Source organism: Vibrio rhodolitus (assembly GCF_003350325.1).
In the GTDB taxonomy this organism is placed as follows: Bacteria; Pseudomonadota; Gammaproteobacteria; order Enterobacterales; family Vibrionaceae; genus Vibrio; species Vibrio rhodolitus.
On the sequence record NZ_QLYZ01000017.1, the window covers coordinates 43,156 to 58,499 of the forward strand.

A 15,344-nucleotide genomic window follows, 5' to 3' on the forward strand; every position below is an offset into this window, starting at 1 on the left:
ATGCTGTCGATATTCGATATATTTAAAATTGGCGTTGGTCCCTCAAGCTCCCACACCAACGGACCAATGCTTGCTGGGTTCGATTTCAGCCAGCGACTTAAGCAAAAAAATCTACTACAAACGATTAACAGAGTAGAAGTAAATCTTTACGGCTCCCTATCCTTGACGGGTATTGGTCATCATACTGATAGAGCAGTAATTTTAGGTCTGCTTGGTCACCGTCCCGACACCATTAAAGTCACCAGTGCAAAACAAGCATTGCAGCAAACCATCGATAACCATTTGCTAAACCTTGCCGGTAGTAAAGAGGTGATCTTCAACTACGACACAGATATTCTCTTTCACTCAGACAATTTACCACTGCATGAAAATGGCATGTCGATTATCGCCTACGACTCCGACTCAAAGCCCATATTTACTGAAACCTATTACTCTATTGGTGGCGGATTTATCGCGACTGAACAGCAGATGCTGCACGGAAAAAATCAAACTTCAGTCGAGGTTCCTTTCCCTTTTGCTAATGCTGAGCAATTGCTTGATGACGCAGAGAAAACGGGGCTCAGTCTTGCATCACTGATCCTACGCAATGAGGTCTGCTTTCAGCCGATGGCGGAAATAGAGCAAAAAGCGGAACAGATCTGGAAAGTGATGCAGCTTTGCATGCAACGCGGTTTTGAAACCGAAGGCATTCTAGACGGCGGACTCAATGTCACGCGGCGCGCTCCAAATCTGCAGAAAAAACTCGAATCTAACCATGAACTTGAAAGTGACCCAATGGCAATTATGGATTGGGTTAACCTGTTTGCCTTCGCGGTTAGTGAGGAAAATGCAGCCGGTGGACAAGTGGTTACCTCACCGACTAATGGCGCGGCGGGCGTTATTCCCGCCGTTCTTATGTATTACCATAAATTTATTCGCCGCTTAGATACTAAGCAGCTTAAAGATTTCCTCGCCGTTGCCGGAGCTATTGGCATTTTGTACAAAATGAATGCCTCGATCTCTGGTGCTGAAGTCGGCTGCCAAGGGGAAATTGGCGTGTCATCTTCAATGGCGGCGGCGGGACTCACTTCACTAAGAGGGGGCAGCAATGAGCAAATCTGTATTGCCGCTGAAATTGCAATGGAGCATTCACTGGGCATGACCTGTGATCCGATAGGCGGCTTAGTGCAAGTCCCCTGTATTGAGCGCAACGCAATGGGAGCCATGAAAGCGATTAATGCATCAAGAATGGCACTAAAACGTACCAGCAAAACGCTCATTTCACTCGATAAAGTGATCGAGACCATGTACGTCACGGGCAAAGACATGAATCGTAAATATCGCGAAACCTCTTTAGGCGGGCTAGCACTTATTCATCTCGCACCACCCTGTGAATAGATGCATCATGTCAATAAGCCTTCTGCAAACGTCACCTTGCCAGACGTTTGCAGAAGGCACTAACAATCCATCAATCTCTCACCAACGACACTTACACACATAGCTATCAAGCGCATAATTTCCAGTATCAAACACCAACAAGCAAACGTTTGCTGGAAATTTCAGAATAAAATCCTACTAAAATGTGGGGAAATTTCGTGCATCAAAAAGATTTTCTGACATAATCGTCCGCCTTCCCAATTATTTGAACTAAATCACAAGAGAAAGTTATGTGGAATAGGCTCAACAAGTCGATGATGTTCTGCCAAATGATGTTTGGCTTGTCTTTCTACGGTGTCATGGTCATCCTGACTCGCTTCTTCCTAGAAGATCTGGGTTACAGTGAAGCTGATACTATGATGGTTGTAGGTGCATTCTCCTCAATCGGTCCACTGTTCGCGATTGCGGGTGGTTTTATCGCTGACAAATTCTTAGGCGCTTACCGCTCACTTACCATTGCCTACTTTACTTTTGCCGTTGGCTATCTGCTGCTGATCCTTGGCTCTTCAGCGACTAATGTACCGATGAGTTTAGTTGGTATTGCCCTAGCCAGTTACGGTCGTGGCTTGATGTCACCGTCATACCCAAGCCTATACAAACGCACGTTCGCTTCTCAAGAAGACTTTGAAAACGGCTACCCGGTAAACTATTCGGTAAATAATGTCGGCGCCCTTCTTGGCCAATACCTATTCCCAATGTTCGTACTTGTGATTGGTTTCCACGGCAGTTTTACTCTGTCTGCGGTAATGGCAACACTTGCGCTGGTTACTCTGATTTTCTTCCGCAAACCACTTGTTGGTGTGGCAGCAGACATCGACCAAAAACCAGTTGGCATCGCAAACTGGGTAGCGTTTATTGCGTTATCTGCGGGCATGGTTGGTCTGGTGTTCTTCATGTTCTCAAACATGGATATCGGTCAAAACATCGTATACGCAATTGGCGGAGCGGCGATCCTGTACTTTATCTCGTTGATGTTTAAATCAGGTAAGTCTGCAGCACTTAAGATGGGTACTATCCTAATCATGACAGTGCTTACTACTTGTTTCTTCGTTTACTACGGTCAGATGATGACATCAATGACCATGGTAACGATCAACACCATGCGCGGTGATCTATTTGGCTTCATTCCAATTGCGCCTGAAGCATCAATGGCGATGAACCCATTGTGGTGTATTTTGGCAGGACCTGTAATTTCTTACACTTTCTCCAAACTTGAGAAACGCGGTATTACTCTATCAACTGCAAGTAAAATTGGTATCGCCTTTATTTTTACCGCGATCGCATTTGGCATCTTGACGATGGCAGTGATGAACGTTGGTGCTGACGTCATTATTCGTCCTGAAACCTTCTTCGTGATCCACTTCTTCCAAGCGTTTGCGGAAGTTATTGTCGGCAGTCTAGTGGTGGCGTTTATTCTGTCTGTGGCACCAAAGCATATTGAGAACTTCTCGGTATCTTTGTTCTACATTGCGATGGCGCTAAGTGGCATCATCGGTGCAGTATTCTCAACGTCAATTGCACTTGAAAAAGGACAAGCGATCACGCAGGAAGTTGTGCAAACCGTTTACGGTAACTACTTCCAAATGCTAACCGTTCTTGCGGTAGTGATGGTAGCCATTGCTTTTGTCTCTTCATTCATCATTCGTAAGATGCTGGAGAGTGCAGAACGCCACGAGCCGGAATTGGTTGAAGCGGATTCCGCTGCGTAGTTGTGCCAAAAATAATAAAGCCCCTGACTAAGTCGGGGGCTTTTTGAATGAGGTGAAACAAAGCGTCCCACAAAACTCACAATCTGATTATTCTAATCCTGTTAAGTGCTAGCGAAAACAGGTTTAGTCACGCTCTCTTGCGCGGTATTCATAGCTCACGCTGATGACGGGTTGATAAGCAATCGCACCTTGGCTGGTGACGATTTCTTCAATTTCCACTTGAGAGTTAAGAAGCTCAAATGAATTCAAATCTACTTGGTCGTTGCTGTTCCAGAATACATTACGACTCAACTCAATTGAGCTCATACGATTCACATCAACGATCATCATACGCCCTGACTCTAGTGCTGCTGCTTTTGAGTCGTACGCATTCCCTGTCATAGTACTGCTTTTCATTACTGTCGCATAAGGACCACTCAGACCCGCCATTGCTACAGAACTAAAAAGTAAGACACTTGCTACACCGGCTAACTTAATCATAATTATCTCCTTTACTTACCAAAGTTCGGACTCCCTCACTGCTGCCCGAATACCTAAATAGTACGTTAGAGAAGACCTTAGCGACTTAGAATAAATTGCACGTGTTCTTCGATTTTTTCGACCTTACCGTTTTTAGCCTTCACGCCGAACAGCCGTGAAAAAATTGGTCTGAATTCTGCTTTAGAGATAAAAGCTATGATTTTTAATGGTTAATTTGATTCGCGAAACAAATTTTCCACACATTCGGCTAATTTATCTATAAATGATAGTTATATCATTATAATCAATTGGTATTAAAACAATGGAAATTAAATACAACAAAGCCGCTTGAACCACTCCATATAGGAAAATTCAAGCGGCGAATTTCATCAGTTCTTCATCCCGTTCAAGGCTATCGGCGGTTGACCATACGTTTAAACTGATGGCGACGACCGCGAATCGTTACGCCCATTCGTATAATGTTTTCTGGTACGGCTAAGCCACCATAACCACCATCACCAATATGGACAATGTCCGCTCCGGCTCCTTTTGACGCGAGCGCTACTTGTTCAATATAGCTCTCACTGGCACCTTCTTGAGAAGTACCTATCGCTAATAAACCTAGTAAGCCGTGTTTATGTACCTCACTCATCATCTTAAACGCAAGATCAGGGGTGACTCCCGGTGTGGTGTATGGCGCTGGGAACATGACGATATCAGCTCCCGCTTGTGCAAATTGCTCAATGATGTCTAATTGATAATCGTTGCCTATCCCGCCACCATGCATCTTGCCAGCAATTATCACGATATCTTGGCTGATCTCACGAACTAGCTTAATCGCATCCAAAATCGTTTCTTGCGAGACAAGCATGCCTGGATTGCCCGTGAGCATAATATAATGAAGCCCAAGTTCAACGACCTTTTCTATTGTTTGCGGCGTCACCGAACGCCCAAGAGCAATCTCTGTAAATCCTTGGGGAACCGGTTCAAGGTTACAACCGACTAATCTGCCGCTCAGTTGTTTCAGCTCATCGATAGTGAAATGATCTTTTACTCCATGATTGGACGCACCATTCACGTTGCCCTTTGGTTCAAACACATCAAGGCAGTTGAGAGTGATCATATCAGCGCCAAAACCTGCGGCGATTTCAGCGCCTGAGACGAGATCAAACGGAGGCTCTGCAGAGACCACATTTTCAACCATTAAAGTTCGACCTTCAGAGCGGCGAATACAATCAACAATATCTGCTCTTTTCATCTGATTGACGTCATCACGGGTTAAATCAAAAATACGTTTCTTCATTACTGCTTCTCCGCCGTGCGCTGATAAAGTTCGACAATTTCGGTCACGATGTCTCGGCATAACATCGTGGTCATAATATGATCTTGGATATGGGTTAAGATCAGAGTCATCGTTACCTTACCCTGTCCTTCATCAAACCCAATTAAACTGGTTTGCGTTTTATGCACTTCTATCAAGGCTTCATCCGCTTGCTGCAGCAGCTGGTCAACCTCGCTAAAATTTCCATTTCTTGCTTCTAACATCGCCTGCATAATCGCCGACTTTGCAGCACCAACTTGGCATAACAATGTCATCAGAAACTCTTCACTGATTGCGTTTTCGCTATCTATAACCTGTTCCATCTGTATTACCCGTTCGTTTGAGGAGTCACTGAGACAGTTTGTTCATCCATTTGGTTGGCTTGCTCTTCTGCAAGAAGTTGCTTTTCATGCACTTTGAAAAATGGATAGTAAATCACCACACTCACCAAGACACAGGCAACCACAACCAGCGCGGCAATACTGGAGTTAGTTGCAATCACAGCACCTATTGGCGCAGGCATTGTCCACGGCGGTAGCGCAACTACTTTTGAGACCAATTCGGTTTTAAATGCTAGCCAAACAATACAAGTATTTACGACTGGCGATAGCATCCAAGGAATGAAGTAGTTCACGTTCATTACGATTGGCGTACCAAAGATCACCGGTTCATTAATGTTAAATGTGCCAGGAATAATCGACATACGTCCGATGGTTCTTAAGTGAGCAACTTTGGAGCGCATCATCAGCACCACAAAGCCCCAAGTACCACCAGCACCACCAACGAAGATAAAGAAGTCTAAAACAGGGTTTACAAAAATCTTCGGTAGTTCTTCACCCGCAGCTAGCGCATCTTGGTTAAGACCTAAGTTAATTAACAAAATTGGATAGAGGATCCCGACCACCACAACTTGCGAGCCGTGGATGCCGGCGAACCACAAAAGCTGAATGATGATCACCGCGAGTAAACAGGCAAAGAATGAATCTGACGCGGCAACAATCGGCTTAAACAGCTCCATAATTGCTGAAGGTATATTGAGGTCAAACGAGCCTAAGAAAACGTTGATTGTCACCACAATGACCGTGAGAATAACGATAGGGATCAGCAAATCAAATGAGGCAGAAATCTTAGGTGGAACCGCATCTGGTAGTTGCAAACGAATGTTTTTCGCGATGAGGAAGCGCTGCAGCTCAGGAACAAATAGACCACAAATAATAGCGGTAAATGCACCTGTGCCTCCCATGTAACCAATCGGCATAATCCCGCCAATATCATCAATAAACTGAACTGGCGCAACGGCGAGCAAGAAAGTAAACATGGTTAGCATACCGGTATTTAACGCTCGAAGTTTGTAGTGCTCAGCGAGGCTAAAGCCAATGCCAAAAGCAGCATAAAGCGCAAAGATACCCATACTAACTTGGAAGGCAGATAAAATATTACCTTGACCAATAGTGTCTACTAAAGATTGCCAGCCTTGCAAAAAAGCATTACTGGTACCTGGTGGAAACGCTAAAACTAATAGAAGCGAGCCAACTATTAAAAATGGCATAGTCGCTACAAAACCATCTTTAACCGCATTCACATGACGTTGGGTTGAAACTCGATATGCAATTGGAGTCACCACTCTCTCAACCATGGCGGAAATATTTGTAAGTGCATTCATAGCGATATCCTTATCGAGTTGATCTATACAGCTCTAGCGCTTGGTCTAAAATAGCGTCGCCTTTCATCATGCCGTAGCTCATCATATCGATAAGACCGCAAGCTTTACCGGCTTCTTCAGCCCGTTGCTTAAAGTGTTCGAACTTAAATTTCACTTGCGGAGCCACTAAACAAACATCGTTTTGTGCCAGTGACTCTTCAAACTCAGAAATCGAATAGGCGTTAATCGTGCAATCAATACCTTTGGCTTGCGCTGCTTGCTGCATTTTGTTGACCAACATGCTGGTAGACATTCCAGCAGAGCAACATAGAAATATTCTCATAGTGATAACCTCTTGTACGTCTGGATAAATTTTGCTCAATTTAATCTTCAAAATAATGAATATAAATAGAGATGATCACACTCTGTGAATATCTTCATTATTTTGAAGATATATAGTGGATTTTTCAGACGCGAATCTCACTATCAGCAGCGTGACAGTGAAGTTGAGGGTGGCAATGAGAAACGGTATTAAATGGTCAGATCAATTGTAAAGTTGGCAATGCAACCTTGCCAACTTCCTGCTATTATTCGCGACCAACAAAATCTAGGGTGCTAGCATGAACCGTAAAAAGCGTATTAACCAAATATTGAAGGCAAAACAGAAGAAGGCGAATGCCAAGCTGCACAACAGCAACAAGCCTCGTTATATCTCAAAAGCAGAGCGCGCTAAAATGGAAGCTGAACAACAAGAAAATACTTCAGCAGAGGTTCAAGCTGACATCGTCGAGCAAGAACAGCAAAACGACGCTTAATCAGCAAAACAGCCTCTCAGTGTTGATGCAGAGGCTGTTTGAAAGATCTCAAACGAGCAGAAAAGCTCTCAGTTCTCTCTTCTCAAATCTCGAGTCACGAGTCACGAGTCACGAGTCACGATTCTAAAATCTCAGCAGTGACTTCTCTATCCTCTGTTGAGTAGCAGTTGCTCCCCGATAGCAGTATAGTTATCACAGACATCAATAAGATTTTGTGCGGTCAATTCAGGTACCGAGTAAACATCCACTTTGGTGTTAAAACGCTGTTGAACTCTCTCCACCAGCATTTCAAAATCACCATCGCCTGAGAGTAGGATCACTCGGTCAACACTTGATGCGGCTTCATATACATCCAGAGCAATGCCTACATCCCAGTCTCCTTTGGCACTGCCATCCATACGCTGGATAAGCGGCTTAAGGCACACTTTAAAGCCAATACCACGCAGTATATGATGAAACTGACGCTGTTTAGGATCGGCTGACGAGATGGCATAAGCATTCGCCGCAGTGATATCAAACTCTTGGCTCACCTTTGCCCAAAATTTGTTGTAGTCAAAATTGGCTTGATAAGCTTGCTTGGTGGTGTAGTAGATGTTTTGTACATCAACAAAGATCGCCACTTTTTCCATGGGTATATATCTCTAATTCAATTCCAAGCTATCTTACCAGCCTTACTTCTCTCGCGCACACCTATTGCCCATGGAGTCAAAGACTAAACCAGCCTAATCAGCAGTTCCCCACTTTTCTGGCTCAGGATATTTATGGATGATCTGCTTAAGGTATTGCTGCTCGCTACGCAGGGCATCAACGCACAAGGCATCTAACTTCCCTTGTTGCACCATTTTCTCTAGTTCTAATAGTGCCGCTGTCACCGAGCAAGCCTGCTTATAGCTCTTATGAGTGGTCATGGAGTCAAAGATATTGGCGACCGTGATAATCCGCGCGGCAAGGGGAACCTCTTCTTGGCTAAAGCCATATGGGTAGCCGCTACCGTCAAGATACTCGTATTGAAAACGCATGATTTGGTTAAGCAGCGTGATACTTGGATGATTGGGGTTACCCACTGACGAAACAATCTCATCCATAAGCTTGATGCCGTTATCAATGTGTGAGCGCGCCGACATCAACTCATGCGGGTCAAGCCGCTTAGTATTGTAGATCAAGCTTTCTGGTAACAACGTTTTACCGATGTCATGGATTTGGGCAAATGCAGCAATCGCATCGACTTGTTCATCGTCTAAATTGCACTGCTCTGCGACATATTCAGCGATGACTTTGGTATAAGCACGCATCCGTCGCCCATGATAATAAGAGTCTCGACAATAGACGGTGCTGCCGGTGCGCAGGCGATCAGCAAACTCAACAATGGTGTTTACCACTTGGCTGTGAGATTCCACCGCAAATTGAAGCATTTCGATGTAAGGCGCAAGCGAAAGCAGTGACTTGCTATCAAACACATTCGGTTCATAAGCATTTAAAAAAACAAAGCCACTAAAACGATGGTTTTGAAAACATGGAATCGCTGCCGATGAGCGATAACCTTTGTGCCGTAGGAAAGCGAGACGGTCACAATGACTCAAATATGCAAGATCATCGATAATGCGCGGTACACCCATTGCAGCGCAGCGCTTAAGATGGTTGAGTTTACTCAGGCGCTTTTCATGGTGCAGTTCACTCCACAGCTCAAACTCACTGTCAGCATAGGTTGCAAGCGTATCGTTATCGCGATTGTATTTGGCGTAAGAAACACGGGCAATTTTAGGTGCGTGCGCATGCATTCGCTGCATCAATTGTTGTAATTGCTGGTTAAGCGGTTTTGAAGTTTGAAAATAGTGATTGTTCATCTTATCCTCCTGCACCTAGCCTTTAGGCACATTGAGCAAAGAATCAACATTCATGGATACCTTTGGATTTAAGGTTTTAATTTCTCACACGAATGTCCGTTAACATCTCTTTCAAACATACAAAACAACCGCTGGTTTCAGCCAGTAGAAACGGTGAAAATTCACTCATCTCGTGATCGCTATCAAATAGCTTAGTGCGTTACTTAGTTATTGATATTAAACCAATCCAATTTTTCATGTAGAGAGGTCACACTACCCACCACAATTAAAGCAGGACTTTGTGCCTGTTTGGCTAGATTTGGCAGATCCGCTAAGTTACCGCGAAAAACGCGCTGCTCGCGACGTGTACCATTTTCGATGATGGCACAAGGCATATCATCGGACAGACCATGAGTCAGTAGCTTGTCAGCAATGTAGCCGCTTTGCTTTAAACCCATATAGAAAACCAAGGTCGAATTTGACTGCGCCGCTGCCTGCCAATCAATTTCTTTACCATCTTTTTGTACGTGGCCGGTAATAAACTGCACCGCTTGCGCGTGATCTCGGTGCGTCAATGGGATACCCGCGTACGCTGTCGCCCCTGCAGCAGCAGTGATACCCGGAACAACTTCAAAGCGAACCCCTTGCTCGGCAAGCGTTTCTAGCTCTTCGCCACCGCGACCAAAGATGAAAGAGTCACCCCCTTTAAGGCGAACAACACGCTTACCTTCTAGAGCTTTGTCGACCAAAATTTGATTAATTTGATCTTGTGGCACGCAGTGATAATCCAACTTTTTACCCACATAAATCATTTCCGCTTTCTCATTCGCCAGTGCAAGAATTTCTGGAGAAACCAGGCGGTCATACACCACCACTTGCGCTTGCTGGATCACGCGGTAGCCTTTAACGGTCAACAAATCCGGATCACCTGGACCTGCGCCTACTAATGAGACAAAACCTTGAACGAGCGATGCTGAAGTAGAAATTGAAGTGGTCGTCATTGCGATACCTGTCTTGAAAAATTTGGTTATAAAAAGTGCTACTCACACAGATAAATAAACACTTGTTATAGCCAAACTGCCCCGCACTACAGCGGGGCGGCTTAGGGTTATTTGCTTAGCGCAGGTTCAGCGTTGAACTGTGCTTCCGCTTCATCTTCTAGACCTTTTGCGGTTTTAGCGTGAGTTAGATATAGCGGGATACAAGTAAATAGCAGACCACCCACAATGTTACCTAGAATCGTTGGGATTAGGTTGTAGTTAAGCCAAGTCGCGATACCAAAGTCAGCACCTAACATCATGCCAAGTGGGAATAGGAACATGTTCACCACCGCGTGCTCAAATACTAACGCGAAGAAGATGAAAATTGGCAACCACATTGCAGCAATTTTGCCCGCCACAGTGCGCGCGGTCATGTTGCCGATAACGCCTAAACAGACCATTAAGTTACATAGAATGCCGCGCACAAAACAAGTAATCCAACCGTCCATGCCGAGGTTTTCAAAACCTACCGTGCGAGCTGTTGAAACCTTGATAAACGTTTGACCTACAGCACCCGGCTCGGCACTGAAATTCATCGTCAGAGAAAGCGCAATTAAGAAGGCAACCAGCAAAGAACCAATTAGGTTACCCAGACCGACTAAACCCCAACAGCGCAGTACTCGTCCCCAAGTGATGCCTGGGCGCTGGTCAAACTTAGCTAAAGGCGCGAGACCAAATACACCTGTAACTAAGTCATAACCCATTAAACTTAAGATACAAAAGCCTACCGGGAAGACCAATGCACCAACGATACCAATACCCGTTTGAGTGATGGTTGTGATCGCTACCACGACCGCAAGTGACAAAATGATCCCCGCCATGGTACCGCGTAAAATCAAGTCGCGCGTTGAAGTTCGAACCTTAGTTTCGCCCGTCGCTATCATAGTTTGGACAAATTCTGCTGGTTTTAAGTAAGACATCATGTCTCTCCAAAAAGTTAAATTAAAATTGAATAGTGAAAGGCTCCCTACTCTCGTCCTGTGTCCCCCGCCAAGGATAGGAAGCCTTTAAGCTATTGAATCTTTGTTACCGGAATTGGCTAGGCTGCAATTTCCACTTCACCGCCAGTCACGCGAGCTTGATAGGCTTTGACACTAAAGCGCTCATCTTCCATGCATTGCCCCGTTACTAGGTTGAAACGTTGCTTCTTAAGCGGACTTGCAACCCAAAGTTCACCTTGGTGCTGACAAATCAATCCACGTGACAACACATTTGATTGGAAGAACGGGTCAGTGTTACTAATGGCAAACACTTCTTCCGCTTCAGTTGGACGAAAGACCGCAACTTGCTGACCTTCCACTAGTGCACACACGCCCGTTCCTGGAACGATATCGCTGATGTGACAGATTTTTTCAAATGACATAGTGACCTACCTTAATCTGCAACTGCTACGTGAAGGATGTCGCCTTTCGCTTCCGGGTGTTTTTCCGTGAAGGTGGCTGGACGGTGCTGCTCGCGCTCTGCGACGAACATTACGTTATCGTCACGCTTATCTGAGTTAATGAAATGAGCGAAGCGAGTCAGTTGCGATGGATCATTGATGGTCGCAGTCCACTCACACTCGAACTCATCCACCAATTTCGCTACATCAGCTTCAAGCTGGTCATTGATGCCTAGTTTGTCGTTAACAATCACTTCGCGTAGGTAATCAACACCACCTTCCATGTTTTCCATCCATACCGAAGTGCGCTGTAGTGGCGCGGCCGTGCGGATATAGAACATCATGAAACGGTCGATATACTTGATAAGCGTTTCTTTATCTAAGTCACTTGCTAGCAAGTCGGCATGGCGTGGTTTCATACCGCCGTTACCACATACGTACATATTCCAACCTGCATCAGTTGCAATGATGCCAAGGTCTTTTCCTTGCGCTTCGGCACACTCACGAGTACAACCCGATACACCAAACTTCATCTTGTGCGGTGTACGAATGCCTTTGTAGCGATTCTCAATAAATGAGCCTAAGCCAACAGAGTCTTGCACGCCGTAACGACACCAAGTTGAACCTACACAGGTTTTCGCCATACGTAACGCTTTGGCATACGCTTGACCCGTTTCAAAGCCGGCTTCAATCAGCTTGCGCCAAATTTCTGGTAGATCATCTTTTTGCGCGCCAAACAGACCGATACGCTGCGCGCCCGTCACTTTGGTGTATAAGCTGTATTCTTCGGCAACTTTTGCGAGTACGCCCAACGCTTGCGGCGTCACTTCGCCACCCGCCATACGAGGAATAACAGAGTAAGTGCCGTCTTTTTGGATATTGCCAAGGAAGTTATCGTTGGTGTCGTGCAGTTTAACCAATTGCGGCTTAAGGATGTGCTCACCCCAGCAAGAGGCAAGGATTGAGCCTGCTAGTGGCTTACAGACCTCACAACCGTAACCTTTACCGTACTTCTCTAATAGCTCTTCAAAGGTTTTGATCTCTTCAATACGAATCAGATGGAACAGCTCTTGGCGAGAGTAAGCAAAGTGTTCACACACATCGTTCTTCACTTCAATGCCCGATTTAGCAAGTTCGGCATTAAGCACTGACGTCACTAGAGGAATACAACCACCGCAACCGGTACCTGCACCAGTCACCGCTTTAATATCAGCAAGCGTATGATTGCCATCTGCAACGGCTTGAGCGATTTTGCCTTTGGTCACATCGAAACATGAACAAATGACCGCACTTTCTGGCAGTGCATCTGCGCCAAGGGCAGGCTTCTCTGCGCCAGCATGTGCAGGGAGAATTAACGCATCTGGATGCTCAGGCAGGTCAATTTCATTGAGCATCAGTTGCAGCAAGTCACCATAGTCAGCGGTATCGCCAACCATAACCGCGCCAAGCAATTTCTTGTTGTCTTCAGAAACGATAAGTCGTTTGTAGACTTCTTGCTCTTCGTTTTGGTAGACGTAGCTCTTACAACCTGGCGTACGACCATTCGCATCACCAATTGAGCCGACTTTTACACCCAGCAATTTTAGCTTGGCAGACATGTCCGCACCTTCAAAAGTGCTGTCGCTGTTGCCTAGAACATGGTCAACCGCAACCGTTGCCATCTTATAGCCCGGTGCAACTAAACCGTAAAACATGCCGTTCCAAGACGCACATTCACCGATAGCATAGATATCTTGATCAGATGTTTGACAGTGATCGTTAATCGCAATACCGCCACGAGGCGCGATTTCTAGCTCCATCTGACGAGCAAGCTTATCTTGCGGACGAATACCTGCCGAGAAGACGATAAAGTCCGTCTCAAGCTCAGTGCCGTCAGCAAAACGCATCACATTACGTGCAGCTTTGCCATCTGCGGTGATCTCCAGTGTGTTCTTACTGGTGTGAACGTTAACGCCCATGCGCTCAATCTTTTGACGCAGCTGGTTACCACCTGCTTGATCAAGCTGCTCAGCCATCAGTTTTGGCGCGAACTCAACAACATGCGTTTCCATGCCCAAGGCTTTCAATGCACCCGCCGCTTCTAAGCCAAGCAGACCACCACCAATCACAACACCTGATTTGCTCTTTTTCGCCGTTGCTTCAATGGCTTTAAGATCTTCGATGGTACGGTAAACAAAACAATCTTTGCTTTCATTACCTTTGATTGGCGGAACAAACGGGTATGAACCAGTGGCAAGCACAAGCTTGTCGTATTGAATTTCTCGACCTGATGAAGAGTAAACGATGCGATTCTGGCGATTAATGTTAATCGCTCGCTCACCGAGTAACACTTGAATACCGTGTTTCTCGTAGAAGCCCTCTTTCACAAGTGAGAGCTCTTGAGCGGTGTGATGAGAGAAGTAAGAAGAAAGGTGAACACGGTCATAAGCGACACGAGGTTCCTCACAGAAAACCGTTACCTCAAAGTTTGAGATGTCTGTTTTCTCAACGAGATCTTCGATAAAGCGATGTCCCACCATGCCATTACCGACGACCACTAGCTTGAGCTTGCTCATAATCTTTTCCAGTTTTATTTGGTATCTGGTCAAGATTTTCATTTATGAAGAAAAATTAATACATGATGTAAATCAATTACCAATTTAAACTACCCAAAAGGGGTATAAGTACCACTTTAGGGGTATCGCAGTGATGTTTTGGAAATTATTTGGTAATTATATTTCATAAATGGTATCTAAATTACCATTCATAGAGAACAATTATGAAAAAGGCGCAGAATGCGCCCTTGGAGATATTTGTTTATACCAATCAGGATAAGTAAGTGGTCAGAAAATTGCGCAAGGAAAATCGCTTAGAACTAGGCGCAGATTGCCGCTAACTAGTTATTCTAATTACAAAATCTGCAACAACGTTATCAGCGATTTTAATCAGCAAGAATGATCAAAGACTTATGCTGATTGATATTATTTAAGCGGTAGCCAATAAGATTGCCTTAAGCTCAGACAAACATTTTACCGTGTAACTCGGGGTTATGTCTTGGCAATGTGGTTGTTCTGTGGCATTTAACCAACAGGTATCAATACCAAAGTTAACACCGCCTAACACGTCTGAATGTAAGTTGTCGCCCACCATCAACACTCGGCTTTTCTCCGGTTGTCCCATCTGCTCCATCGCGTAGCTAAAGATACCGGCATCTGGTTTCGCCACACCGACTTCTTCTGAGATCACCACATGCTCGAACATATCGCTCAATGCCATTTTCTCTAGACGTACTTCTTGCAGCTCTGTAAAGCCGTTAGTAATGATACCTAACTTGGCTTTACCTTTTAGTGCCTCTAGTAATTCTCGAGCTTGTGGGATCATGCTACAAATATCTGCCATCGCATCAAGAAAAGCACTGTTTAGAGCGGTAGTCGTGGTATTCAACTGCTCCGCATAGCCTTTGAAGCGAATATGCTTAATGTCTGCTGCTGTAATCGTACCGTTTTGGTAGTCCACCCAAAGTGGCTGGTTCACTTTCTGGTATTGCTCGAAATCATCACGCGTATACTCAACACCCATGCGTTCAAACATTAACTGCATACCTTTAAATGCATCGAATTTAAACAGGGTTTCATCCGCGTCAAACAGAATCCAATCGTACTTCATCGCTTTACCTACAAATCTATGAGAAACGCCCTTTAGGGACTTAATGCGAGCGCATTATAGCGTTAAAATCAGCGGAAAACAAAAAAGGGATTT

General features: G+C 45.0%; 15 protein-coding genes. 3 read left to right on the forward strand and 12 right to left on the reverse strand.

Translation table 11 applies throughout. From position 1 onward, the window contains the following. Together DPF93_RS15355 and DPF93_RS15360 are read left to right on the forward strand one after the other, a co-directional pair. Window positions 1–1,377, forward strand: coding sequence for an L-serine ammonia-lyase (locus tag DPF93_RS15355; RefSeq protein ID WP_114767001.1), 1,377 nt, complete (start codon window positions 1–3; stop codon window positions 1,375–1,377). Window positions 1,378–1,646: 269 nt separating this feature from the next. After that, window positions 1,647–3,125 carry a peptide MFS transporter gene (locus DPF93_RS15360; RefSeq protein ID WP_114767002.1) on the forward strand — a complete coding sequence of 493 codons (1,479 nt, stop codon included), beginning with the start codon at window positions 1,647–1,649 and terminating at the stop codon, window positions 3,123–3,125. A 123-nt stretch (window positions 3,126–3,248) separates the two neighbouring features. On the opposite strand, the gene DPF93_RS15365 is transcribed toward DPF93_RS15360, so the two are convergent. From DPF93_RS15365 to DPF93_RS15385, 5 genes are all read right to left on the reverse strand, one after another. Beyond that, window positions 3,249–3,605, reverse strand: a complete 357-nt coding sequence (locus DPF93_RS15365; protein WP_114767003.1) for a DUF3316 domain-containing protein — start codon at window positions 3,603–3,605, stop codon at window positions 3,249–3,251. A 391-nt stretch (window positions 3,606–3,996) separates the two neighbouring features. Further along, window positions 3,997–4,887, reverse strand: a complete 891-nt coding sequence (locus DPF93_RS15370; RefSeq protein ID WP_114767004.1) for a DUF7916 family protein — start codon at window positions 4,885–4,887, stop codon at window positions 3,997–3,999. Continuing rightward, window positions 4,887–5,228: a PTS lactose/cellobiose transporter subunit IIA gene (locus tag DPF93_RS15375; protein WP_114767005.1), complete on the reverse strand. Its 342-nt coding sequence runs from the start codon at window positions 5,226–5,228 to the stop codon at window positions 4,887–4,889. Before DPF93_RS15375 ends, DPF93_RS15370 begins: the two co-directional genes overlap by 1 nt. Before the next feature lie 5 nt (window positions 5,229–5,233). Beyond that, on the reverse strand, window positions 5,234–6,568 hold the full coding sequence (locus DPF93_RS15380; protein ID WP_114767006.1) for a PTS sugar transporter subunit IIC: 1,335 nt from the start codon (window positions 6,566–6,568) through the stop codon (window positions 5,234–5,236). A gap of 10 nt (window positions 6,569–6,578) precedes the next feature. Then, a complete protein-coding gene (locus DPF93_RS15385) occupies window positions 6,579–6,890 on the reverse strand; it encodes a PTS sugar transporter subunit IIB (RefSeq protein ID WP_114767007.1) in 312 nt (103 codons plus the stop codon). Window positions 6,891–7,167: 277 nt separating this feature from the next. Between DPF93_RS15385 and DPF93_RS15390 the strand changes: the two genes are divergently transcribed. Next, window positions 7,168–7,362, forward strand: a complete 195-nt coding sequence (locus DPF93_RS15390) for a DUF2986 domain-containing protein (RefSeq protein ID WP_114767008.1) — start codon at window positions 7,168–7,170, stop codon at window positions 7,360–7,362. A 146-nt stretch (window positions 7,363–7,508) separates the two neighbouring features. Here DPF93_RS15390 and DPF93_RS15395 read toward each other — a convergent pair whose 3' ends face one another. The 7 genes from DPF93_RS15395 to yjjG all read right to left on the reverse strand — a co-directional run bounded on the left by DPF93_RS15395 (window position 7,509) and on the right by yjjG (window position 15,251). Beyond that, the gene (locus DPF93_RS15395; RefSeq protein WP_114767009.1) at window positions 7,509–7,991 is read right to left on the reverse strand and encodes a LabA-like NYN domain-containing protein; all 483 of its coding nucleotides are present in this window, start codon (window positions 7,989–7,991) and stop codon (window positions 7,509–7,511) included. 93 nt (window positions 7,992–8,084) lie between these two features. After that, entirely contained in the window at window positions 8,085–9,206 is a 1,122-nt protein-coding gene (locus DPF93_RS15400) for an HD-GYP domain-containing protein (protein ID WP_114767010.1), read from the reverse strand. A gap of 203 nt (window positions 9,207–9,409) precedes the next feature. Then, entirely contained in the window at window positions 9,410–10,186 is a 777-nt protein-coding gene (gene cobA, locus DPF93_RS15405) for a uroporphyrinogen-III C-methyltransferase (RefSeq protein ID WP_114767011.1), read from the reverse strand. Window positions 10,187–10,293: 107 nt separating this feature from the next. Next, window positions 10,294–11,145, reverse strand: a complete 852-nt coding sequence (locus tag DPF93_RS15410) for a formate/nitrite transporter family protein (protein WP_114767012.1) — start codon at window positions 11,143–11,145, stop codon at window positions 10,294–10,296. A gap of 119 nt (window positions 11,146–11,264) precedes the next feature. Next, complete coding sequence (gene nirD / locus DPF93_RS15415; protein WP_114767013.1) at window positions 11,265–11,588, reverse strand: nitrite reductase small subunit NirD; 324 nt, start codon at window positions 11,586–11,588, stop codon at window positions 11,265–11,267. Between the two features lie 11 nt (window positions 11,589–11,599). Continuing rightward, a complete protein-coding gene (nirB, locus tag DPF93_RS15420; RefSeq protein ID WP_114767014.1) occupies window positions 11,600–14,161 on the reverse strand; it encodes a nitrite reductase large subunit NirB in 2,562 nt (853 codons plus the stop codon). A gap of 409 nt (window positions 14,162–14,570) precedes the next feature. Further along, the gene (gene yjjG, locus DPF93_RS15425; RefSeq protein ID WP_114767015.1) at window positions 14,571–15,251 is read right to left on the reverse strand and encodes a pyrimidine 5'-nucleotidase; all 681 of its coding nucleotides are present in this window, start codon (window positions 15,249–15,251) and stop codon (window positions 14,571–14,573) included. Between the last annotated feature and the right edge of the window lie 93 nt (window positions 15,252–15,344).